The sequence below is a fragment of the Phocaeicola dorei genome, assembly GCF_013009555.1.
Taxonomy (GTDB): Bacteria; Bacteroidota; Bacteroidia; order Bacteroidales; family Bacteroidaceae; genus Phocaeicola; species Phocaeicola dorei.
This window is the reverse complement of the sequence record NZ_CP046176.1, coordinates 1,106,860-1,132,499: the sequence shown is the minus strand read 5'-3', so window position 1 is coordinate 1,132,499 and position 25,640 is coordinate 1,106,860. Positions and strand designations below refer to the sequence as shown.

General features: G+C 40.3%; 16 protein-coding genes. 6 read left to right on the top strand and 10 right to left on the bottom strand.

Going from position 1 to position 25,640, the window contains the following annotated elements; all coding sequences use genetic code 11:
* The first annotated feature begins 40 nt into the window (after positions 1-40).
* Positions 41-1,255, top strand: a complete 1,215-nt coding sequence (locus GKD17_RS04335; RefSeq protein WP_007836913.1) for a hypothetical protein — start codon at positions 41-43, stop codon at positions 1,253-1,255.
* An 85-nt stretch (positions 1,256-1,340) separates the two neighbouring features.
* On the opposite strand, the gene GKD17_RS04330 is transcribed toward GKD17_RS04335, so the two are convergent.
* The gene (locus tag GKD17_RS04330) at positions 1,341-2,594 is read right to left on the bottom strand and encodes a phosphoglycerate kinase (RefSeq protein WP_007836912.1); all 1,254 of its coding nucleotides are present in this window, start codon (positions 2,592-2,594) and stop codon (positions 1,341-1,343) included.
* A gap of 222 nt (positions 2,595-2,816) precedes the next feature.
* On the opposite strand from GKD17_RS04330, the gene GKD17_RS04325 reads away from it, so the two are divergent.
* From GKD17_RS04325 to GKD17_RS04310, 4 genes are all read left to right on the top strand, one after another.
* The gene (locus GKD17_RS04325; protein WP_007836911.1) at positions 2,817-3,743 is read left to right on the top strand and encodes a FecR family protein; all 927 of its coding nucleotides are present in this window, start codon (positions 2,817-2,819) and stop codon (positions 3,741-3,743) included.
* 150 nt (positions 3,744-3,893) lie between these two features.
* Positions 3,894-7,310, top strand: coding sequence for a TonB-dependent receptor (locus GKD17_RS04320; RefSeq protein ID WP_007836910.1), 3,417 nt, complete (start codon positions 3,894-3,896; stop codon positions 7,308-7,310).
* 19 nt (positions 7,311-7,329) lie between these two features.
* Positions 7,330-8,943, top strand: a complete 1,614-nt coding sequence (locus tag GKD17_RS04315) for a SusD/RagB family nutrient-binding outer membrane lipoprotein (RefSeq protein ID WP_007845562.1) — start codon at positions 7,330-7,332, stop codon at positions 8,941-8,943.
* A 235-nt stretch (positions 8,944-9,178) separates the two neighbouring features.
* Complete coding sequence (locus tag GKD17_RS04310) at positions 9,179-10,333, top strand: dicarboxylate/amino acid:cation symporter (protein ID WP_007836908.1); 1,155 nt, start codon at positions 9,179-9,181, stop codon at positions 10,331-10,333.
* A gap of 92 nt (positions 10,334-10,425) precedes the next feature.
* Here the strand turns inward: GKD17_RS04310 and GKD17_RS04305 are convergent, their stop codons facing one another.
* Positions 10,426-11,421, bottom strand: coding sequence for a TlpA disulfide reductase family protein (locus GKD17_RS04305; RefSeq protein WP_007836907.1), 996 nt, complete (start codon positions 11,419-11,421; stop codon positions 10,426-10,428).
* A 133-nt stretch (positions 11,422-11,554) separates the two neighbouring features.
* On the opposite strand from GKD17_RS04305, the gene GKD17_RS04300 reads away from it, so the two are divergent.
* Positions 11,555-13,303 (top strand): DUF4091 domain-containing protein, encoded by a 1,749-nt coding sequence (locus GKD17_RS04300; protein ID WP_007836906.1) that lies wholly within the window; start codon positions 11,555-11,557, stop codon positions 13,301-13,303.
* Positions 13,304-13,396: 93 nt separating this feature from the next.
* Here the strand turns inward: GKD17_RS04300 and GKD17_RS04295 are convergent, their stop codons facing one another.
* The 8 genes from GKD17_RS04295 to GKD17_RS04260 all read right to left on the bottom strand — a co-directional run bounded on the left by GKD17_RS04295 (position 13,397) and on the right by GKD17_RS04260 (position 25,618).
* Positions 13,397-14,380: a FimB/Mfa2 family fimbrial subunit gene (locus GKD17_RS04295; RefSeq protein ID WP_007844753.1), complete on the bottom strand. Its 984-nt coding sequence runs from the start codon at positions 14,378-14,380 to the stop codon at positions 13,397-13,399.
* A 242-nt stretch (positions 14,381-14,622) separates the two neighbouring features.
* Positions 14,623-16,215, bottom strand: a complete 1,593-nt coding sequence (locus tag GKD17_RS04290; protein ID WP_007844754.1) for an Mfa1 family fimbria major subunit — start codon at positions 16,213-16,215, stop codon at positions 14,623-14,625.
* A gap of 49 nt (positions 16,216-16,264) precedes the next feature.
* Positions 16,265-17,764, bottom strand: coding sequence for a DUF3868 domain-containing protein (locus GKD17_RS04285; protein ID WP_007836895.1), 1,500 nt, complete (start codon positions 17,762-17,764; stop codon positions 16,265-16,267).
* A 10-nt stretch (positions 17,765-17,774) separates the two neighbouring features.
* On the bottom strand, positions 17,775-18,347 hold the full coding sequence (locus tag GKD17_RS04280) for a DUF3575 domain-containing protein (protein ID WP_007836893.1): 573 nt from the start codon (positions 18,345-18,347) through the stop codon (positions 17,775-17,777).
* 11 nt (positions 18,348-18,358) lie between these two features.
* On the bottom strand, positions 18,359-20,200 hold the full coding sequence (locus GKD17_RS04275) for a BACON domain-containing protein (RefSeq protein ID WP_007836891.1): 1,842 nt from the start codon (positions 20,198-20,200) through the stop codon (positions 18,359-18,361).
* Between the two features lie 26 nt (positions 20,201-20,226).
* Positions 20,227-23,211, bottom strand: a complete 2,985-nt coding sequence (locus GKD17_RS04270) for a hypothetical protein (protein WP_007844755.1) — start codon at positions 23,209-23,211, stop codon at positions 20,227-20,229.
* A 260-nt stretch (positions 23,212-23,471) separates the two neighbouring features.
* Positions 23,472-24,431, bottom strand: a complete 960-nt coding sequence (locus tag GKD17_RS04265) for a hypothetical protein (RefSeq protein WP_007836885.1) — start codon at positions 24,429-24,431, stop codon at positions 23,472-23,474.
* Between the two features lie 227 nt (positions 24,432-24,658).
* Positions 24,659-25,618: a hypothetical protein gene (locus tag GKD17_RS04260; protein WP_007836883.1), complete on the bottom strand. Its 960-nt coding sequence runs from the start codon at positions 25,616-25,618 to the stop codon at positions 24,659-24,661.
* Between the last annotated feature and the right edge of the window lie 22 nt (positions 25,619-25,640).

Genomic DNA, 25,640 nt, shown 5'->3' with positions numbered 1-25,640 from the left:
TATGTAATTTTGCCGAATGTTTATAACAACCCTTTAAATCATGAGAAAATATTCATTCTTATTCACACTTTTACTGCTATCGGCAAGCAGTTTTGCCCAAAACAAAGATTTCAGTTATAAGTTTTACGGACAAGTTCGCACCGATCTTTATTACAATAGCCGTGCCAACGAAGAAACTGTGGACGGACTTTTCTATATGTATCCCAAAGACAAAATATATGATACAGACGGAAAAGACCTGAATGCAACAGCCAATGGAAGCTTCTATACCTTGTACACTCGTCTGGGAGTCGACGTTCAAGGCCCTAAACTGGGCAGGGCAAAAACCTCGGCTAAAGTGGAAATGGACTTTCGCGGTTCAGGAACCACTTTCTCTACCGTTCGCCTGCGCCATGCATATTTGAACTTAGACTGGGGAAAACCGTCCTTGCTGTTGGGTCAAACCTGGCATCCGCTGTATGGTGACGTCGCCCCACAAATCCTGAATCTGAATATGGGAGCTCCTTTCCAACCGTTCAGCCGTGCTCCGCAAATACGTTTCCGCTACAAGACAGGTGATATACAGTTGACAGGTGCAGCGATCTGGCAATCTCAATATCTGTCACAAGGCCCTGATGGCAAGAGCCAGAAATACATCAAAGAAAGCTGTATCCCGGAAGTCTATATCGGTGCAGATTACAAAGGTAACAACTGGTTGGTAGGTGCAGGTATTGAAATGGTTTCATTAAAACCCCGTACTCAGTCTGTGGTAGAGGATAAAGTGTATAAAGTAGATGAACGTATCACTTCTCTGTCTTATGAAGTTCACATGAAATATACTTCACCTGTATGGTATATAGCTGCCAAAAGCATATTAGGTTCCAATCTTACACAGGTTTCTATGTTGGGAGGCTATGGCATAAAATCAATAGACCAACGAACAGGTGAACAAGAATATTCCCCCAACCGCAACTCCAGTTCTTGGTTGAACATTGTGTATGGCAAAAAATGGAAACCGGCTGTTTTCTTTGGTTACATGAAAAATTTAGGCACCAACGATGAGGTTACCAAAATGTATGGCACAGGTACAAATGTAGATCAATTGATCAGTGCCAGTGCCGAACTGACTTATAATGTTCCTCATTGGAAAATCGGTGTGGAATATAATTTCAGTTCTGCATGGTACGGTTCACTAGATAAGTCAGATGGAACAATCATTGATACCCATTCTGTTTCAAACAACAGACTGGTAGCCACCGTGTTGTTTATGTTCTAAGATATAGAATTCACTACAAAAAACAAAATACTAAAAAAGGCAACTCGAAACCGGGTTGCCTTTCTTTTATATAGAGAAGTACCAATTATTCACCTTTGATCGCTGCAACACCCGGAAGAACTTTTCCTTCGATCGCTTCCAACAAAGCACCACCACCGGTAGAGATGTAAGATACTTGGTCAGCCATACCGAACTTGTTGATACAAGCTACAGAATCACCACCACCAATCAATGAGAACGCACCGTTCTTAGTTGCTTTAGCGATAGCTTCGGCGATTGCACGTGAACCGGCAGTAAAGTTATCAAACTCAAATACACCGGCAGGACCGTTCCAAAGAATAGTCTTAGCATCTTCAATAGCTGCTGCAAATGCTTTCTGAGTTTCGGGACCTGCATCCAAGCCTTCCCATCCATCAGGAATATTATTTGCAGGAACAACCTGAGTATTAGCATCATTAGAGAATGCATCAGCAGCTACACAGTCTGTACCTAATACCAAATTCACACCTTTAGCCTTAGCCTTAGCGATGATATCAAGAGCCAATTCCAATTTATCATCTTCTACGATAGAATTACCAATTTTACCACCCTGAGCTTTAGCAAAAGTATAAGTCATACCACCGCAAAGGATCAAGTTATCCACTTTATCCATCAGGTTTTCAATAATACCAATCTTGGTAGATACCTTAGAACCACCCATAATAGCAGTGAACGGACGTTTGATATCTTTCAGGATATTATCAACAGCTTGAACTTCTTTTTCCATCAAATAGCCCAACATCTTGTTGTCTGCATCGAAATAGTCGGCGATAACAGCTGTAGAAGCATGTTTACGGTGAGCAGTACCGAATGCGTCATTGATATAGCAGTCAGCATAAGAAGCCAAAGTCTTGGCAAATTCTTTCTGAGAAGCCTTCATTGCCTTCTTGGCATCTTCGTATGCAGGATCTTCTTTGTCAATGCCAACAGGCTTTCCTTCTTCTTCAGGATAGAAACGCAAGTTTTCCAACAACAGGACTTCACCCGGTTTCAAAGCAGCTGCAGCATCACCGGCTTTTGCGCAATCAGGAGCAAATTGAACAGGTACACCTAATTTTTCAGAAACAGCATCGACAATCTGACTCAATGAATATTTAGCATTTACCTTACCTTTGGGTTTACCCATGTGTGACATGATAATCAAGCTGCCACCATCAGCCAACACTTTCTTCAGTGTAGGAAGAGCACCGCGGATACGAGTATCATCAGTAATTTTACCATTTTCGTCCAAAGGTACATTGAAGTCCACGCGGACAATTGCCTTTTTACCGGCAAAGTTGAATTTGTCAATTGTCATCATAATCTCTTATTTTTGTTTATAGTGTATAAATACAATCTCGCTTATTTTGGGTGTTGCAAAGTTACTAATATTTTTTATTAGCAGTGTGTCAGGGCGGTAATAATTTTATCTGAAATGAAAAAAGAGGGTAAAAACCACTTTTTTTGAGAAAATCGAAAAAAAATCATTTTTCCGCTAGGGTTGTTTCCCACTATCCTGTTCTATATACAAAATGCGGAAAGAATGAAGACAGAATTGCTACATAAATATTTCAGAGGAGAAACCACGGAAAAAGAGGAAAGCCAAATTGTGGAATGGACGGAAAGCAGTGCCGAGAACAAGGAACGCTTTTTGAAAGAACGAATGTTGTTTGATATTACCCTCTTTTCCGATGATTCGAAGATACAGCGGAAGCCGAAAGGACATCTGTATCTGTATCCGCTGATTGCCATTGCCGCCATGTTGGCTATTGTTTTTGTCATGGATTTGCCACATATGCACAAACCCAAGCAGCAATTGTCACAAACCATCCGTATTCCGGCGGGGCAACGTGCGCAGATGGACCTCCCCGATGGTTCGGTAGTATGGTTGAACTCCCAAACTACATTGACTTATGATGAAGATTTCGGTAAAAAAGACCGTAAAGTCACATTAGACGGAGAAGCCTATTTCGAGGTGGCACACAATAAGGAAATTCCTTTTTATGTGCAGACAGAAAACATAAAGGTACAAGTCACCGGAACAAAATTCGATGTATGTTCTTATAAAGGTTCAAACAGCTTTATAGCCAGACTGATAGAAGGTTCCATCAACTTGCTTACCAACAGTGCAAAAGAAGAAAAAACAATTACCAGCCTGACGAAAGGAAAGTATTTCTCGATGGAAAACGGCAAATATAGAACGGGCGAAATGAGCAGCAACAATGCTTTAGCATGGATGCAAGGCATTTATTATTTCGATGATGTTCCGTTTAAAGAATTACTGGACAAGATTGCTCTATATTATAATTATAAGATAACAGTGAAGAATCCTAAAATCTTAGAGAACTACCGTTGTACCGGTAAATTCAAAGATTTGGATGGCATAGAGCATATACTAAAAGTTATACAAAAAGACCATCCGTTCAAATACGATATTGATAACGAACATAATAAGATAACTATAGAATAAAATCACAATAGAAGTTTAACCTTAAAAATTAACCATTATGATTACATAAGAACCTTTGAAAAAAGAATCGGAAAGTACCCCCATACTCCCCGATTCGACAGCTAACAATTGACCTTAATCAAATTTATTAACTTAACACATTACAAAGATATGAGAAAAATTTCTTTGGAAGGGTATTTATGCCCAAAAAGTTTAGGCTTTAAACAAATATTACGAACTATGAAGATTACCTTATTTCTTCTTTTGGCTACTACATTCAGCGCATTTAGCGTAAATGTACACTCTCAAAATGCAAAAGTTAGTTTTGATACCCACACCATGAAGGTAGCTCAATTAATCTCGACCATTGAAACACAGACCAATTATCTGTTTGTCTATAATAAAAAGAATGTGGACCTTAACCGCAAAGTAACTGTTAAAGCCCGTAACAAAGCCGTATCCGAAATTCTGGATGAAGTTTTTGCCGGAACAGGAATCTCTTATGTAATGGAAGGAAAGAATATTGTTCTGACTAAAGAAAGCAACATAGCCCGTGAAGAAGTGAAGCAGCAGAATACGATCACTGTAAAAGGTGTTGTAACGGATATGCAGGGTGAAGCCATTATCGGTGCAAACATACTTCAACAAGGTACTACTAACGGTACTATTACAGATATTGACGGCAACTTTACCCTGGAAGTTCCCACTGATGCACAACTAGCCGTTTCCTACATCGGATATAAAAAAGTCATCATTCCCGTAAACGGAAAAACCAACTTTACCATCAAGATGGAAGACGACGCCCTGAAATTGGAAACTGTTGTAGTAACCGCTATGGGTATTAAAAAGAAAGAAGCTTCTTTGACTTATTCTACACAGCAATTGAATGGTGACGAGCTGAATAAGGTAAAGGATGCGAATATGATTAATTCACTAGCCGGTAAATCCGCCGGTGTACAGATTACAAAGAGTTCATCCGGTCTTGGAGGTTCGGCAAAAGTATCTATCCGTGGTGCGCGTTCAGCATTCGCCAGTGGTAACAACCAACCGTTGTATGTCATTGATGGTGTTCCCATGCTGAATATCACAACAGAATCAACAGCCACCGTTATGGGAGGTGAAAATGACGGTGTCAACCATGACTCTGGTGACGGTATTTCCAATCTGAACCCTGACGACATTGAAAGTATGAGCATATTGAAAGGTGCATCCGCAGCAGCTCTTTACGGCTCACAAGCAGCTAATGGTGTCATTTTAATTACAACAAAATCCGGAAAAGCCGGTATGTCAAGAATTACATTTTCTTCCAACCTGACAGTAGACCATGCTATCAGCCTGCCCCAATTCCAAAACAATTATGGACAAACTGCCGATGGTACCAGCAGCTGGGGTAGCAAAGGGAACCTGACAGACTATGACAATGTGGACAATTGGTTCGGAAACGGGATCACTGCTATCAACTCTTTAACTTTCCAAACAGGCAATGACAAGATGCAAACCTACTTCTCTTATGCTAATACCCGAGGTACAGGTATCGTTGACTCAAACAAACTTCAAAAGCATAATATCACTTTCCGTGAAACAGCCAGTTTTTTCAACGATCGCTTGAAATTGGATGGAAATGCCAGTTTGATGACACAGACTATCCGGAACACTCCTGCCGGAGGCGGTTATTATCTGAATCCGCTAGTTGGTCTGTATTCTTTCCCCCGTGGCGCCGATTTGGCTCCGTATGCTGAAAATTTTGAAGTATTCGACACGGATCGTAATATGAATTTACAGAATTGGTACACAAAGAATGAAGACGGCTCATTCAGTGAATGGGATCAGAATCCGTACTGGATTAAAAACCGTGTGACCAACAAGAGTAAACGTTATCGCGCATTGGCTTCTATCAGTGCAAATTTAAAAGCTACTGATTGGTTAAGTTTCCAGGCACGTGGCAATGTAGACTACGTAAGTGATAAATTTGACAACAAGATGTATGCTTCAACAGCTGCAAATATTGCCGGCAAGAATGATGAGACAGGGCTTCCCAACGGACGTTATGTATGGTCGGATGAACAAAATTTCCAAGTATATGGTGACTTCATGGCCATGTTTAACAAAACATTGGGTGACTTTTCTATCAACGCAGCATTGGGAACCAGCATCAATGTGAGCAAAGCCAATTCTTTGATGATTGACTCCAAAACAGCTTCTTTATATCGCCCTAATGTATTTACCGTTTCCAATATCATCTTCTCTTCAAAGGGATTTATCAACCAGACGATTGATGCGAAACGTACTATACAATCCTTGTTCGGTACAGCGCAAGTAGGTTGGAAAGATGCTCTTTATCTGGATGTTACAGCACGTAATGACTGGTCTTCCACTTTAGCGAATACAGAAAGTATGAAAAATGGATTCTTTTATCCGTCAGTAGGTTTGACTTGGATTATGAGCAACAGTGTCAAACTGCCGGAATGGATCAATTTCTCAAAATTCCGTGGTTCATTCGCACAGGTTGGTAATGACCTTCCTATCGGAATTACAAACTTAGCGGATATTATTCAATGTGGTGGAAGTATCCAGACCAATGACATTGAGCAACGTGGTGATTTGAAACCGGAAATCAGTACTTCCATTGAATTCGGTACAGAATGGAAATTCTTCAATAATCGCTTCGGTATTGACTTTACATGGTATCGTACTGATACTAAAAATCAGTTGCTGAAAGTAGCCAATCCGGCAGGTTCACTTTATGCATTCCGTTATGTCAATGCAGGTAAAATTCGCAATACCGGTATTGAATTAACCGTAGAGGGTACTCCTTTAATGAATGAAAATTTCCGTTGGAAAACTGCTGTAAATATGTCCATGAACAGAAATAAGGTTGTTTCCTTACACAAGGATTATAAATCATTCCGTTATGGTTCGGAAGGGTTCTCCATGGCATACGATATGTGGGTAAAAGAAGGTGGAAAACTGGGCGATATCTATGGTAATGGATTTGAAAGAGATGAAAATGGCAAGATCAAAGTAAATGAGGCAGGAAATCCGATTAAAGTAACAGGAAACAACACTTTATTGGGCAACGCCAACCCCGATGCTTTATTAGGATGGAGCAATACCTTTACTTACAAAGGATTTACTTTATATTTCTTGATTGACGCACGCATCGGAGGTGATGTTATGTCATTGACTCAAGCACACCTGGATGCAATGGGCGTCAGCAAAGAATCCGGAGAGGCACGCGACCGTGGGTATGTGGAATATGAAGGTATCCAATTCAAAGACGTTCCTAATTTCTATGGTACTGTCGGAGGCCGTAACGGTATTTCAGAATACTACATGTACGATGCAACGAATGTACGCTTGCGTGAATTAACACTAGGTTATTCATTCCCGGCATCCATTCTCTCCAAAACCAAATTTATCAAAGGACTGGATCTTACATTGGTTGCACGCAATTTATTCTTCTTGTACAAAGATGCTCCATTTGATCCGGATGCAACTTTGTCAGTAGGTAATACTCTGCAGGGCGTTGATGTGTTCGGCATGCCGACTACACGTAACATCGGTTTCAACGTTAAGTTCACATTCTAACCTTAAAAACAAAGACATTATGAAAAGTTCAAAATATATTTCAATTTTATGCATGGGCGGCCTCCTGAGTCTTGCCTCATGCACAGACGGATTCGAATCTGATAATAAAATCAACGGTAGTTTTGATGATATCGTAAAAGAATATGATTTCCAGAAATACACCACTAATTTTGAGACCATTCAAAAAGGTATTTATTTTAACTACGACTGGGGAGAAGGAACCACTTGGCCCTGGCAAACATTCCAAAACCTGAATCATGATATGTTCGCAGGATATTTCCATGATTTTGCTTCTAAATTCTGCGATAAAAATACGGTATACGCATTAGAGGCAGGATGGACGGCCAGTGCATGGAACTATACCTATAATTACATTTTCCCGGTAGCCCATAAATCGACGTTGATTACACAAGATGAAGCCAAGTACAAGCATTTTTATGGTGCCACCCTTATTCTGAAAGTAGAAGCCATGCATCGCATTGCTGATACTTATGGCCCCATTGTCTATTCTAAATTCGGAAAGAATGAAGCAAATTCCGTTGACACTCAGGAAGAAGCCTATAAAGCTTTTTTCAATGACCTGGATAAAGCCGTAGAGGCATTGGATGCTTATCTGAAAGAAGGAGGTAAAGAAGATGGAGTAAAAAGTATCAATATGTCCAATTGCCCGACTGCCAGCAGGTGGATTAAATTTGCAAATTCATTGCGCCTTCGTTTGGCCATGCGTGTATCTAATGTAAATAAGGCACTTGCCGCCAGCGAGGCCAAAAAAGCATTGGAAAACTCTTATGGTGTTATTGAATCATCCGCAGAGAACATCCAAATCTCCGGTAAAGGATATCAAAACCCGCTAGCAGGTGTCGCCGGCTGGGGCGAGACCTACATGGGAGCAACAATGGCTTCTGTTTTAAACGGTTATGAAGATCCACGCATCAGTATATATTACAGTCCGGCGACATTGGCAGACCACACAGAGGAATATTTAGGAGTGCCTCAAGGAGTATATGCCAAGGATGGTGATCCCAATTACTATCAAAGTTATTCTTTTATCAATACTAAAACAATCGCCGCATCCACACCCGCCGTTCTTCTGACAGCAGCGGAAGTTTGGCTCCTACGTGCCGAAGCATCTTTACGAGGTATCAATCCGAAAAGCGAAAGTGCAAAGCAATGTTACGAAACCGGTGTTCAAGCTTCATTCGACCAATGGGGCGCCGGAGATGCAAGCCTCTATCTGGCAAGCAAAGGCAAACCGACGGATTACATTAATTATGCAGCAGGTCCCGGAAAAGATATGAAAGCATTGATAACCACTACTCCCGATTTTGACGATGCAGCCAATCAAGAAGAGCAACTTGAAAAAATTATCACTCAAAAATGGATTGCCTGTTGGCCGGAAGGTATGGAAGCATGGACCGAACAACGCCGTACCGGATATCCGAAATTATTCAAAGTCCAAACCAACAATAGCAACGGTACAATTGATACGGACATCATGATTCGTCGCCTCCCCTTCTCACAGGACGATGCCAAGAAAGATCCGGAACAATATAAGAACCTTTGTACGGCTCTTGGCGGTGCAGACAACGGCGGTACACGTCTATGGTGGGATACAGGTAAAAACAACTTTTAATTCATATTTCAATAACAACTATCACTTATAAGAGAGAGTCTAAATGTTTCGCTTAATTTAAGGTATTAGCATAAGGCGAAAAGACTTTGCAAGACGGGGAGCGCGATGTTTCCCGTCTTTTTCTATTTTTCAGATGACATTCTATATTATTTTCCTATCTTTGTCCGAGCTATGAAATAACATACACATACAGCAAACTTTTTCCGGATATTCATCGTTTAACTGAAAAAAATATATGAAAAAGTTTCTAAGTAACACCATCGTGCAACTGCTTATTGCCGTAATTATCGGACTGTCGGCAGGTTTCGTCGTAAACGACGCTGTGTTGGAAGCCATCGTTTGCATAAAACACATTACGGGACAAATCATTTTCTTTTTAGTTCCTCTTATCATTTTAGGATTCATCGCTCCCTCCATCGCACACTTGCGCAGTAATGCGTCAAAGATGCTTTTATTTGCTTTTGGCATTGCTTATCTCTCCTCCATCGGGGCTTCTTTCTTCGGGGCTGCCGTAGGATACAATGTAATTCCTTTCCTGCATATAGCCGATGATGCCAACTCACTGAAAGCATTACCGGAGAATCTGCTGAAGATAGATATTCCACCAGTCATGAACGTAATGACTGCACTGGTACTGGCCGCATTGATAGGGCTTGCCACTGCTTGGGTAAAATCGGACGAAATATCAAAGTTGTTGGACACTTTCCAAAAAATGGTACTTGAATTGGTGAAAAGGGTATTGCTTCCTGTACTTCCTGTGTTTATTGCCGCCAATTTCTGCATTCTCAGCTATCAGGGAGCTGTTACGAAACAATTACCTGTATTCCTCTCCATTCTGATAGTTGTTATTGTTTGCCATTTCATCTGGCTGACACTACTCTATTTCATTGCGGCGGTTTATTCCAGAAAGAATAGCTATCAAGTACTGAGATACTACGGTCCTGCCTACCTCACGGCATTAGGTACGATGTCTTCGGCAGCCACATTGGGTATAGCATTGGAATGTGCCCGTAAAAGCCCGATACTGAGAAAAGAGATCAGCGACGTAACAATACCTTTATTCGCGAATATACACTTGTGCGGCTCTATCCTGACAGAAACCGTATTTGTACTCACGGTATCACAAATGCTTTATGGAAGCATGCCCAGCATATTGCAAATTACTTTATTCATCCTGTTATTAGGATTATTCGCCATTGGTGCACCGGGAGTACCGGGTGGAACAGTACTTGCCTCTTTAGGGCTCATCATCTCTGTCCTTCACTTTGATGAAGCCGGAACTGCACTACTACTTACGATTTTTGCATTGCAGGACAGTTTTGGAACAGCTTGTAATATTACCGGAGATGGGGCACTAACGCTTATTACGGATACTTTCGAAAAAAAATAGCATCGAAAACTTCATAAAAACAACTATTTTTTCACTACAGGTTACACAGATTTAAATCAAAATTCTAATCTGTGCAACCTATGATGGGAAACTTATTTCAAGACTTCTTCCAACTTTTGTTGCAAGGCCTCGCCTTCCAATCCTACCGCCAAAATCACTCCATTGGGGTCCAACAAAAAATTCATAGGAATCCAACGAATAGCATACTGCACGGCTGCATCCGACTTCCAGTCCTTCAAATCTGAAACATGAGTCCATGTCAATTGATCTTTCTCGATAGCAGCCAACCAAGGTTCTTTCTTACGATCCAGAGAAACTCCTAAAATAGTAAAATTCTTATCCTTGAATTTATTCCAGGCAGCAACAATATTCGGATTTTCCTTGCGGCAATCAGGACACCAAGAAGCCCAAAAATCAATCAATACATATTTTCCTCTCAAACCGGATAAGGTGACGGGATTACCATCTACATCGGGCAATGTAAAATCCGGAGCTACAGCTCCCACTTGAATATTTTCCATCCGCTTGATAAAATCATCTATCTGATTGACGTACATGGTTCCATCCAATGAGGCATCTAATTTGGCACGTAATGCCTTCATTTCCTCCAGATTCAACTTATAAGCGAAATCTTTCACAACAAAATAAGGAGTAACGGCCGATGCAGGATGAGCAGATACCAAACTATCTATGCTATATCCATCCTGACGAGTCAAAGGAGCATTCTGTGCATACAAATCATTCAAAGCAGAACCTGTCACAGTCAATACCTTTTCCGATTCATTCATCTTCAACTGCATCTCTTCGTTATCTAAAAAGAATACCAACGGACGTTTGCTATCCTTGAACGTAGTCAACCCGTATGCCAACGGCTCAGTACAAGCACCTTCAAATTTGAAAACGCCATCCGTAATTACAGCCGAATCCACATCTATGAAAGATTTATCCTGATACTTCTTCAGATACACCATTCCATTCTTTACATCTGATATTTCCCCATTCAGAGTATATCCTTTTTTCTCTTCACTACATGAGAGTACAGTCATAGCCAGTACACCCGCAAAAAGCACATTTACAATTCTTTTCATCTCTATTTTCCTTTATATTATAACTTGCCAAAAATAAATATTCCTCAGGAATTATGCAAACTACATCACTCCTATTTGGAAATTAACTCTCCCTGAGTTACCTTTGTAACTTCAACTAACTATTATATAACCTATGAAAAAACTCCTATTTCTAGGCGCTCTCCTGTTGTCAACAGTATGTATGAACGCCCAAACTTCCGAATATTATCAGGAAGCAGCCAATCCTATTGCCACCAACCCCACTTTATGGGCGAAAGTTACAGCCCCACAAATCAGCTGGGGAAGCACAGACATCCGCTATAAGAAAGAGGAACCAGCCCCTATCCGTAGTACACAGAAAAGTATAAACCTTACTGCATGGAAAGGTGAAAAGGTTTCGGCCCAAATGGTAGTATGGACTCCTAAGACACTGAATGATTTGACTCTCACAGTCAGTGATCTAATCTCTGGTGAAAATACCATCAGCAAAGATGATATCCGTACCGGCTTTGTACGCTATGTCATGACTGATGAACTGAACAAAGACGGTTTGGGCGCATGTGGCTACCGCAATAGCGCCGACTTTGATTCAACTTTAGTAGCAGATGTAATAGACCACATCACTCCCGCTCTGACTCTTCCCGCCAACTCCACCCAAGGGGGATGGATCCGTATCAACGTACCCCAGCAGACTAAAGCCGGGAAATACACAGGAACAGTTACAGTAAAGGCCAACAATAGTACACTGGCCGAATTGAAACTGAATATCCAAGTGAAAAAACGTACGCTGCCTCCTCCTTCCGAATGGGCTTTCCATTTGGATTTATGGCAAAATCCATACGCAGTATCCCGTTACTACAATGTGGAACCATTCAGCAAGGAACATTTCGACTTGATGCGCCCATTAATGAAATTATATGCTGATGCAGGCGGTAAAGTAATTACAGCCTCCATTATGCACAAACCTTGGAACGGACAGACATACGACGCTTTTGAGAGCATGGTTACTTGGCTGAAAAAAGCGGATGGAACATGGTACTTTGACTATACCGTGTTCGATAAATGGGTGGAATTTATGATAGACCTTGGAGTCAAGAAGCAAATAAGTTGTTACTCGATGGTTCCCTGGCGTCTTTCTTTCCAATATTTTGATCAAGCCAGTAACTCTTTCAAGTTCTTGGAAGCCAAACCGGGCGAAGCCGCTTATGAAGAATTCTGGATAAATATGTTGCAAGATTTCGCAAAGCATCTGAAAGCAAAAGGCTGGTTCGATATCACTCACATTGCGATGGACGAAAGACCGATGAAGGACATGCAGGAAACACTGAAAGTAATCCGTAAGGCTGATAAAGACTTTAAAGTGTCATTGGCTGGAACGTATCACAAAGAGTTATTGGATGAGCTGAATGATTATTGTATCACTATCGCCGAGAAGTTCACACCGGAAGAGATTGAAGCACGCCGGAAAGCAGGCAAAGTGACCACTTATTATACCTGTTGCACGGAACCCCGTCCCAACACTTTTACTTTCAGTGAACCTGCCGAAGCTGAATGGCTGGCATGGCACAGTGCTAAAGAAAATCTGGATGGGTATCTCCGTTGGGCTTTAAACAGTTGGGTGAAAAATCCTCTGCAGGACAGCCGCTTTACCGCTTGGGCTGCCGGGGACACTTATATGATTTATCCGGGCGCCCGTTCATCTATCCGGTTAGAACGCCTGACAGAAGGAGTACAAGCATTTGAAAAAATACGCATTCTGAAAGAAGAATTTGAAAGGAAAGGCAATAAAGGGGCTATCAAGAATATAGACAAAGCCCTGAAAATGTTTGATGAATCCGGTATGGATAAGATTTCTCCTACCACTGCCGTAAACAAGGCAAAAGAGGTTATCAACCGATACTAGAATAAATATTGAAAAAAGAATAGGAACCTTAGAAGCAATCATTTATCATATTGCTTCTAAGGTCCCTATTCGTAAACCATTCTTGATTCTGTTTTAATCTTCCTCATTCTGAATATACCACGTCCATCCATTAATGTTAATCTGAACAGCATTCCATGCAGTTGAGTCAAAAAAAAAGAATATGATTTTATATTCATCCTCACGATCTAAATATTCCTGAGGTTTCATCTTATTCCCTTCCATACTTGTCAAAATAAGAAAATCCGTCAGATTAATATCAAAGACTTTCTTCCCGGTTGCTTTCTCCGTCACAACAAACCGTGCAGGCCTGTCCTCCATCAACCGCATAGTGTTCAATTCGACCGCCGCAGCCGACGGATTCTTCTGTTCCATAAAATAAGGTTGAAAACTCAGCACATCATCGTCCAGCAAGGAATTATCATGTCCTAAATATCCATTGGATTCTATAATCTCATAATCATAGTCATGCATATTGATGGTCCATCCGCTAGTATCGGTACTGCGGGATTCCCCCGAGGAAGAGCCTTGGAATATAAAACGTATCTTATTAGTATCCTTTATCAAATTGATTACCTCCATCTGATTTGCAGTACCTGTGAACTTCACATGATTGATACCGCCATACCACAGTGGTTCCAACTCTTTATTAATGACAAGAGACTCCTCACGCATCAACTGGAGTTTCATTTCTGTAAGGGTTGTTCCACCGTTAGGAATAGTTATCTCATAGGAATCATGTGCCCCTGCCCAAGCCAGCAACTGGTATTCGCCTACCGGAAGTTTTACCTCCATAGTATAGTATCCTGTAGCCAAAACCTCTCCTTCCTCAACCTGACTGAACAAATACCTTCCATCCTTATCAAAGATGTACAATTCCACTCTGTCTACCTGTGTATGGAAAGCATCTGTATGAAGCATATTATAATCATATTTGAACTTTACCAACAATCTACATTCCGGCAACCTTTCGTCAAAGCTATTGCATGAGAACGTCAATAAAGAGACAGCCAACAGGACTATCAAAGTAGCGGAAGTTCTAAGGCTTTTTAGTTTCATATTCATCAGTTTAAATGATTTGCTTATGTATTATTTCCTGCAGGAGCAGATTGACTCTGCCCGGGAACGGTTTGCTATACGTATTCAGGCACATTCAATGCACCCCTACAGGAATCCACTCAGTCTACACATCTCATTAACAATCGTCTTCCGTACAGTAATGGGATATATAGTTCCCAGTATCTTCAATTCCAAGCCGCCCTTATCTTAAAAAGAGGGAGTTAAAGTTTATAATCCGCTTCTTAAAATTCTTCTTCCTGAGTGTACCAAGTCCATGGATTGACATTAATCTGGATCGCCAGAAAAGAGCCGTCCTCCTCATCGGGATCAGTACCGGGCGTAGGTATTTCCGGATATCCCGGATTATTGAACTTATTAACATTGATATCATAAACGGAATTTCTCACCACCCCAAATTCACCGAGTTCATTCAAGGCCTTATCCGTATCATCATGTTTAATCATGATTTTATAATAACTGATACCATCGGCATAATAATTGAAATTTTCCACTGCCCCTGCACCTTTTCCTTTTATTTCATCAATTTTACCATTGAATGTGATTACCAAAGCATCTACATTAACACCGGAATCCAGAAGAGATACTTTACCTATTCCTTTACTATCCAAATACACATTCAAAGCATCTGTCAATGTAGTAGTAACAGAAGGTTTACTAGTACCGATGGCGTCATATTTACTTCTCAATTCAGCTTCAATCCATTCTTTCAATGTATCAAAAGTATAAAAGCCACCATTAATTCTCATAAAATCCTTATTCGGATCAGGTGTTCCTAAATCTGTTGTATGAGGCTTTTTAAATGCTTTCGGCAAAAATTCCACTTTCAATAATACTTGCGTAGTATATTGATGAAGATTATGAATACTGGTCTGAGTATTTTCAAGACAATACTGGCTTTCTCCCGGATCATTGACAATTGCCACATCATTACTAATTACCATATAATCCAGACCTCCATTCTGATTATCATAATTAGGGTCTTTTCTATACGAACCAATCTTATATTGATCAAAAGGAGTAATACAAGTTCCACGTCCACCGTTGGCCGGATCCTCATTCCAAGTCAATATTCTTTCGGATACAGGAAAAAACTTTGTATTCGTAATATTCAAAATCCATTTAGGATTTGCAATAGTAGCCACATCACTCTCCTGCTTTACATATACACGCACCTTGGCTACGACACGGTCAATGTGAATAGCCAACGGACTGTTCTTAGCCAATTCTTCAGTTTTATACAATGCAAGGTCAGCATCGGTTCCATCTGTTGTAGAAACTGAAGGTTCCAGCCTTCCTTTTGCATTCGACATCATAAAGCTGCCATTCTTCGCTACATTTTGTGTCACATCCGCTCCTAACGACAAGGCAAGAACACCATTGACCGTACTATAAGAAGCCCCTGTTCCAAAAGAGCCTTTAGCCGGGAAACCTGCTCCGGGATTTGCTATTATCAAGATACGCTTTGATTTTGCATCCACTTTGAAAGGCTTACTTACCCCTCCGTTAGGCTGTCCTGGATTACCGGCTTCGACACCTGTCAACTCAATATCATCCGTCAGTTGCTCACTTGCATCAAAAAAAATAGCTCTGACAGTAGAAACCGATGACTCCTCAGCAGTACCGTCCTCCTTATTAGGATCATGCAATGCACGAGATCTTGATACAGAAGGTGTCTTTATATCCAATGCCACCCATGCATCTCCTGTTGGATTCGTTACAATCCCGGTATCTTGTTCCAGGAGTACATCATCACTGCTACATGCCGCAAATGCTAAAGCCGCAATTGCTGACATTAATACGTTTTTCTTTCTCATTGTTTTACAATTTATTAAAGTGTTTCTAACTAAATTATTTATCTCTTCTCTATTCCATTTTAATAACATCCGACTTCTTTTCCGCTAATTCCAACAAATTCTTTTTGGCGGCATCAAGTCCGGAATCAGCAGCATTTTTGAAATACTTTTCAGCTGATTCATCATCTCCTTTCAGCAACATCCAGACTCCCATCGCATTATCATATACCGGCTGGTTTCTTTTTAAATTCACCCTTTTCAGATATCTTTCCGCTGAAACCAGATCATTACGTGAAAGGGATGCAACAGCAGCATTGATACCCGCCACTTCATCTTCCGGATACATACGGGCAGCAGTCTCAAAAACCTCCAGAAATTCAAGTGAATTTTCCGGATAACTATTGGCCACCAAAAACATTTCATCCAAACTTAAATTCTGCGGACGCTTCTTAAACACTTCCCTAGCCTCATCAACTTTGAAATTCTTCACTTCATAGTTTACCTTACATATGGCGACACGGAGTTTAGGATAAACACTCCTCAACAAATATTGATAGGGGATACCTCCACGAAATTCTCGCAACTTCAATTTTAAGGTTTGGTCATAGGGGTTGTTTGTAATCATGTTCAATAACTCTTTTCGGTAATCAATATTTGTATGTTGGAGTGTTTTTACCAAGCCTGCCCAATTTTCTCCACCAAACAAGATATTGTATTGGGAACGGGGAAAGTCATATAAGCCTGCCAAATAATCACGAAGCGCCAAAGCGCGTCCTTCAGACAACCGTTTATTATTTGCCAACGAACCTTCCGGTGAGGCATAACCGATAATATCCAAACTTTTCACTTGAATATCAGCGTCTGCTTTCAGTTCGTCAATCATCGCACGAAGCTTGGCCAGTTCCTGCGGATTATTCATATATTCAGGACGGATATCCACTTTATTCACTTCAAAATCTAAAAAACATTCCGCCTGTACATCTCTCTGTTTTACCTGTTCTACAACAGGCCTGATATAGGCCAGATGAGGAGTTATCACATAGGGAATCAGAGGATACTCCAATGTTACTTTTTCCATCAAAGGTTCTATTTCCATCCAGGCAGTTTCACCGCAACCGCACTCGTCACGCCGTATATTCAGACAGGCATCTGCCATCCATGCCTCGTAAGGCAAGTGATATTGATAAGAAATCATCGCATTTTTCCTTCCAACTATCTTTTTCACAATATAGGGGAAGTCATAACTTGCTTTTTCCCGGTTAGTCATAAGAGTCAGATATCGTTCATAAGCTTTGTATTCATCTCTTCCTTTCAATGAAATACGCGGTAAATTAAGAGTACATGATGCAGAAACCAATTGAGGAATCCAATCAGCGCCACGAGATGTGTTCATCTTTACATCCTCCAACACCATATCCATTTCTATATAGAGTGAATCACCCACCTGTTCCAAGCGTACGGGATGTATAGTGACAGTACCTGTAAAAGAGCGGTTCTGTCCTACAACCGGATGCTTGATAAAGCAAAAAGCAAGCAGTACATATGCTATGATATATCTATTTCTTTTCATTATGGTTCAATTATTTGATTATATAAATAAGTGATATACTTGCCTTTGTAGGACCAAAATAGTTTCTTCTGCCTGATTTCAGTTTAGTGCCACATTCCGCACAAGGATACTTATCATATACAATATGCGCATATCCTATTCCCAAAGACGCCTCCAAACTCCAACGTTTCTTCAAAATCCATGAATGTCCTATTGAAATGCCTCCGCCATACAGGTATCCCTGATAACGATTGTCTTGCATATTCTTACTGATGAATCCCCAATCAGGAAATCCTCCTACATTGAAATCGGCATAATGACCGTGCAAACCCACAAACGTGCGATTGAAACGCTCACAAAACCAATAACGGGCTTCCGGTTGTATTCCCCAATGACGCAAACGCCTGCCATTACCCGGTTTCCAAGGATTATAGTTGAGGGGGACATCCAAAGTCCACTGACGTGACAATCCCAATTCCACTCCCATATTTAGAGTTGAAGTGGCATCATAGAGCAGATTGCTCTTCACTGCAATACTCTGTGCATTACTTCCGGTCAGAAAACAACCCGATATAAAGAGAATGAATAGTATTTTCTTTTTCATCTACATTACTTTTAATTTGAGACAATCGTTTTACCTTTCTGAGTGATATTAATCTTAACACGTTGTGTGGTACGGATACCGGAAGAATTATCAGGAGCTTTTATAGTGGTCAGATACACCAAGCCGTTTCGGGATGCCGTCCCTTCATTAGCTGTTACCTCCATATAAATTTTCCCATCATCTACTGTTATCCGATCTGTTATATTCCGTCCATCGCTTGATGAAGGACGTAGTTTTATCCAAGTCTTGGGATTATCGGCCCCATCCTCCACATAAGCAGTCAGACAATAAAAATTCATATCATAACTATCCACATCTTCAGTAGTAGGCATATATTTCAAAATCAGCCCTTCTTGGGGTACAGCAAGTCTTTGCCTGACGCGAATCTTTTTCTCCAAATTGCCTAATTTCAAGGTGATGTATGCGTTCTTCCTATAAATTCCTCCCTCATCCGTCTGATAATCTTCATGCAGCCTCAATTTGGAAGTGATTAAGGATTCTACCTGAGTAATATTAGGGTCAGGTGTACTCCCTTCCACTATAGGTATTCTTGCCCCATCAGCCGGGTTAGTCAGTGAAAAAGCATCATCCACTTCTATATGATTATCACCAATACGACATGAATTAGGAAAGTTCGTTTTACAATTAGTAGCCACACTAGTTACTTCATAAATTTTATCTTCACTGGCATAAGCTATAAATACTGAATTACTTACCCCCAAATAAAAATCATTGTTGGATATCATTTCATAAGAGTAACTATCATCAACTGATAACTTATAATCCAAATCAACATTGGAAGCTTTGGATGCCTTGGCATCCTCTACCGTATCATAACCGGGCCCCTTAGCTTTAATAATGGTAAATGTGTATGAATGATTGCGTAAAATATCCATGAGATTATATTTTCCGTCAACCAGCACCAACTTATAGAAATAGTCTTTATTTTCATAAGTTCCTTCTACAATCAAGTAGGTATTGTTCTGAATATCGGACTCATACAAATATAACGGTTTCATTTCCGTACTTTGTCCCACCGCCGAATTATCCGTCACTACCAAAGAAGAACCATAACCAGTCTGACAATATTCCGTCAAGTTTGCCATATTATTCATAACTGTACCATCCTGATTATGCAATCGCCCTTGTCGAGGTACATTGACTACTGCTGTAATTCCTTTCAAATAAAAGTTATCGGCTTTATTAGCTACCACCACTTTTGCTGCTACACGAATGAGCTCTATAGTACTCCCATCACTATTTTCAATCCGTGTTGTAGTATCTATTTTGTCTACTCCAAGCAAATAACTCATAGGAATAGTCTTTCCGTCATTACTAAAAGGAATGACAGAGGTTGCAGGGCTTTCTAACGGTTCAGTCAGGATTTTGGCACAAACTTCGGACAATGTCGTTATCCCCGGTATCATATTCATCCGTAGATCCGATTCTGTAAATAAATATTCAGTCACATTATTTCCATAATAAAACTTATCATTCAATGGATTCGCCAATATCAGTAACTGATACTTGCTATTGCCGGACTGTTTGGTCAATATGACATACCTTTTTCCCACCATCTCAAAAGCCTGTACCGCCTCTACAAAGGTGGCATTTGCATTTTCTCCATTGAATACCAATATCCATGGAGTCTTCCCTACCCTATCTTCATCATCCATGGTACGGACTGTAGGATAATGATATGAATTCGCACGGGCAAAGATTTCAATCTGCACCTTATCTGCTTGAGGTTTATTATTATCAGGCCGCTCCGATAGGTGGATAGAATCTTCACAGCCTGACATTAGAAAAGCCAGACACCAAAGACAAACTATATATAATACAAATTCTTTCATTTTCTCATTTCATTAAATACATATCATCACTTTCTACTAATTACTTCATCCCTGACGCAACGGATAGACTGACCAAAGGTCGGCAACTGATACATCAAACCGGGATTCGGCCACTTACCCAGAGACATGCTCCACACAGCATGAGGATCTTCGGCAGAAGACGCAGCTATAGAAGCGGTATGGTAATAGCCGGTCTGTCCTGTAAATTCCAGACTACTATCCTTATTCTGGCGTCTTCCTGCTGACGGAAAAAAGACAGAAGCATTATTCGCCTCATTATATACTAAAATTCCCAAATAAGCTGCCTGTGCGTTACCCGATGATACACAATAAGGATAACTACCGTCAGCTGACCCCATCTTAATAGGTCTGCGGTCAAAAAAGCCATCAGCATAGAAGCCTATCAAGAAGGTTATATGCTCTTGCGCTTCATCCACATCAGTCCTACTTTGCCAAAAGTTCTGATATCGGTCTACTTTAATCCCTCCTACTTCCGGCGAACCGTCATATCCGCCAATATTCTCATTTAATCCAGCATCTCCACTCAGTGGGTTTTTAAATAAGGATTGCCGCAATTCAGAAAATGCTATTTCAACGCTATAATCCGTAAGTACTGTCTTTATGACATCCTTGTTCGTATTTGCCTTCACAATGACATGATCGCCATCCTGATCTATATTATTAGGATATGGTCCGTTATAAGCTATTCTGTCAATATATCCGTCAGAAGGACGATGGTATCCGTCAGGACAAGTTTCAAATATTTCCTTATACCCATAGTCATAAATATCTTCTGCTGGTATAGGCGCTGTTCCCCATACCGGTAAAAACAATTCGGATGTACTATTAAAAAACTGTATATCCTTAATCCAATGGTTCACAGTATAGGCTGTAGGATGGTAAGCCAAACGGAAATAGTCCTGATCAGCATCCTTCGGAAGCCCCCATTGAAAAAATGCTCCTGCCTGAGTGGGATATTTCACAAACCTTCCTTGTTTCACATCAACTTTTGCATAGGGTTCATTTCCACCATTCAGATAAGCAGGAGCCGTCAGATTGAAAGGCGATATTTTGCGAGCATAATCACGTGCTTTCCCCTGTGACGGTCCCTTGGATATGGCATCTACAGTTCCAGGCCTCATGATGTAATCATCCGCTTCTCCCTGCCGGATATACATATACTCGGTATTATACCACAATTCATCATCTCCTGTCCCATATCTTCCTCCATACCATTGAATTTTCACTTTAGCATACCTAGGAGTCGTTCCGGCATTTTTTCCCGTTACTCCCATACGGAAATAGATACGTCCCCTACCTTCCACATAAGTTCCATTTTCTCCCTTATACTTATTAGGAAGCACCTTATAATGCTCTGCGACTCCCGGATTATCAGTCCCGACATTCGGATCAAAGCTTGGAGTAGAGCTCAGAACAATGAAATTCCCTTCTTCCACTTCCGCTTTCCATAGACCGAGTGTACCTAAATCCTGAGGACGTTCATTTGTTCCGTCCCTCCTTTTCTGCTGTCCGGTAATAATTCTTTCACCCTGTTCATCATTTCTAAAAAAAGCGCCTATATAGCCGGTTCCATACGGATTAAATTCAAAACGTTTCCCGTGTTGACTGGCATGAACTTTTATCTCTCTTTGCAGGCTACCTCCGTCTTCATCTTCAGCAGACAAAAAAATCCGATAAGTTTCCTGTGTACCCATTATGTTTTGCTCATCCAACAACACATCCATATAGCCCGTTCCGGTTTGAGATGCCTTATCATAGATATATGAGAAACGAGAGGTAGTATAGGTTATCGTGGTTCCACTGTCTTTCACATCTCCATTTAGCAACACCAAATCATTGAATACCTTTTCTGTTTCTGCTGCTAATCCCCCGGCTCCCACATAAAGTTGAGGCATCACTTTGACTACCGGCATATTAGAGGTAAAGGAAATACGTGCTCCATTAAAATCAGTAATACTGACCTCCAAGTCCGATACATTCAGTACCTTAATACCTGATATATTCCAATCTTCATCCACATTCTCCCATTCAGACGCCTCTATGTTCACCATCAACGGCTCCTTAATATATCCGGTCAAATCCAATTTTGTATTCTTGGGTAAACTATAATTTACCGGATTCGAAGCAATCTTCAATTTGCAAGACGGATTATAATTATCCCCCATATCTATTGTAAAGTTTACAGCCTCACTTTCATTAGTAACGGAAAGAGGGTCATTGGCAGGCAGGATGATACGGTTCACCTTTTTCTCCCAATCCCATTCGGCTGTCGGGGTACCTTGGGTGAAATAACTTCCGTCATCAACCACAGTAAATGTACGTATCACACTCCGTTCAATAGCCGGACCATCATAAGTGGCTGTCAGCGGAACAAGATTCGGCAAATTACTGAACATTATTCCTTTAAATGCCTGGTCCAAATCATCTTCAGCCCTCAATATGACATCTACCCGTACCCCCATTCTTTCAAGAGCCAATTGCAATATAGATACTGTTGTATTATCTTCCAATGTCGCTCCCTGTCCGCCGGATAACACGGTCACATTCTTTATTTCCTGCATCATTGGAATAATTTGTTCTGATGAGAAAAAATCAGCGGGATAGGCTATATGATTCAAATCACCATAATGAGTGATAGCATCCAATAAAGTCCGGACCGGTTGATAAGCCGGCTCATTGGCCAAAAACACAAAATCGTAACTTCCTGCATCAATGGGATGACGAATAATATCACCGGAATGTGCATTATAAAATAGGTTGGTTACTTTATCACCCGTCGTTTTGTCAAATGCCAAAACACGGAGCGTATGAATGATATAATCTTCCGGAGTCCCAGAATGCACACTACCCGTATGAGGTGCCATTCCCCTAATAGATATAAATGTACCTTCCACATCGCTAGCGGTGAAAGTTTCATCCATACAAGAAGTAAAGACAGCCAGCCACAGTAAGCAGAGCCAGTTTCTATAGGTTTTATTATCTCTTTTCATCATTCATTATCCCCTTCCATCTAACATGAATACTCATCTAATTCTTATACTGCAAATATCGGGAAATAGAGTGAGGCTGTGAATTATATTCATTTCTGAAACAGACAATAATCCAACTGACTGACAACTTATTATGCAATGAGTGCAAGCGGCTGTTGCAAAATATAAAAAACAAGCTCCATCCAAATAGATTTTTGCATTGTACGCACTATCCGGATAAAAAAGTTGCGATATTCGTAATTCGTGGCAAATGGCACTCTTTACAAACTATCGATAATAGCTTGTTGTTTTTGTAAAAAATCTATGCGCTGCATCTCGCCACTCTCTGAAATCAAGATAGAATGACGCTTTAATGATTGGATCCAGTTACATTGCATCCGGCAGATATGAAAACTTTGTGAATCCATTGAATTGATGGAATACACCCGCAATAAACTTATTTGAAAATCCCGTTTTTCTATATAGCTATAGGTAGCCTCAAAATGAATATTAGAAAGATAAAAACAAACTTTTCCGCCTTCACTGAATTCTCCCGTTACCGAAAGTTCCTCCATCATGGCAAGCAACTGATACAGCTCGGTTTTCAAATGCAATACATCATCATCGGTTATCAGTTTAAGAACGGCAAAGTATTTTATCTCCTTTACAAAAGAATAAAAGATGTTCGTGTCCCATATAAAATGCGTTTTCCGGCATTTCTTCACGCTTTCACATAGTTTCTTATGTGCACTCACAATCCGGTCTTCCACCTGCATATCTCTTAAAGAATTAGGAGTCTTGATCTCACCATTCTGATAAATCCAACGGCAAAGACGAAATTTAGACAGATACTCATATTCAGAATAAAGAGTAAACGGCAGCAAATTGGAAGCAGTATAAACTTCTGTTGTTTCATCCTTTTTCACATAATCAAAAATTTGCAGATAACGATGGATTATCTCATAATAGCCTTCCATTGAATCAGAAGACTTCAATAAATTCAAATCAAAGGTCACTCTGTCCGAAAGGTGATTTCCTATAATCTGATCAATGGAAATACCCAGTCTTCGAGAGATCAAGGCAACTTCTTCAAGGGTAAAAGAAACCTCTCCCCGTAGCCTGCGGTAAACGGCTTCCTTTCCCATACATAATGTATCTGCCAGATAGCCTGCCAAATTCTGCTTTTCAGGAACACGTGCCTTCATGGCTGTAATCAGTTCATTCACAATCTTATTCTTCATTCTTTTCCCCTTCTTTGGTTATTAACAAACAGACTGCAAATTTAAGTTATGGAAATGGGAATTCTATGCTCTAAAACAGAGATGAAAGACTTTCTATCTTTCTGATTCACGACCAATTGAGGAATAAGAAAACAGATAACGAAAAAAAGTAAATAAACAGATTATTTACTTTCATTTTCAGTAAACAGAATTTCTTTCCTATTTCGTTTTTCGTAAATAGGAAACTATTATAAAGTGCTTATTATTTCACGTTGTTGTTGGAAAAACTGTATACGCTGCATCTCTCCACTCTCTGAAATCATAGTCGAGAATTTCTTCAGTGACTGTATCCATTCTTTCAAACTGAGGAACATTCCACAATCCTGCGTAGTAATGGAGTTGATAGAATACACCCGTATCAAACTGAGTTGTACCGAATCAGCCTCCAGATAGCTGTAGGTGGCTTCAAAATTAATATGAGACACGTAAATATGTACACTGTTACCTGCTTCTGTCTTTCCCTTAGAAGCCAAGTCTTCCAATTCGTCGGTCAGTTGCAATAGTTCTTCTTTAATCTGATGTTTGTCCTCTTCTGTGATAAGATGAATCCCAGCAAAATACTGTATGTCATTTATCAGATGATGAAAAATCATGCTATCCCAGATATAATCCACAGAATGTATATGTCCGGTAGCAGATACAAAATCATTTTGAATATCATATATTTTTTGAGGAACTTCCACCTTGTCAAAATGCTTGCACTGAATATGCTTGTTTTGATACATCCATTTAAAGAGGCGAAACTTAGACAATGATTTATGTTTCAAAGAAAGTGTTTGGGGGATAATATTGGAAGAAGTACCCATGGAAGAGGAAGGATCGTTTTGCAAAGCATGTAACACATTGACATACTTTTTTAATAATGAATAGTAAGTTTCAAACGGATCTTCATGATCCACCACATTCAAATCGAATACGGCATTGGAACTGAAACAGACTCCTATTACATTATCTAATGAAACACCTAACTTTCTTGATATCAAAGCAGCTTCCTCTAATGTAAAAGGGACCTCACCACGCAACCTCCGATAAATAGCCTCTTTACCGATATACAAAGTATCTATTAACAGATTGGCCAGATTTTCTTTAAGTGGCAGTTTTTCTTTTACAGCTTCAATCAAGCTCGTGTTTAGTTCATTTTGCATCATTATAGTTCTTATATGAGTGAGT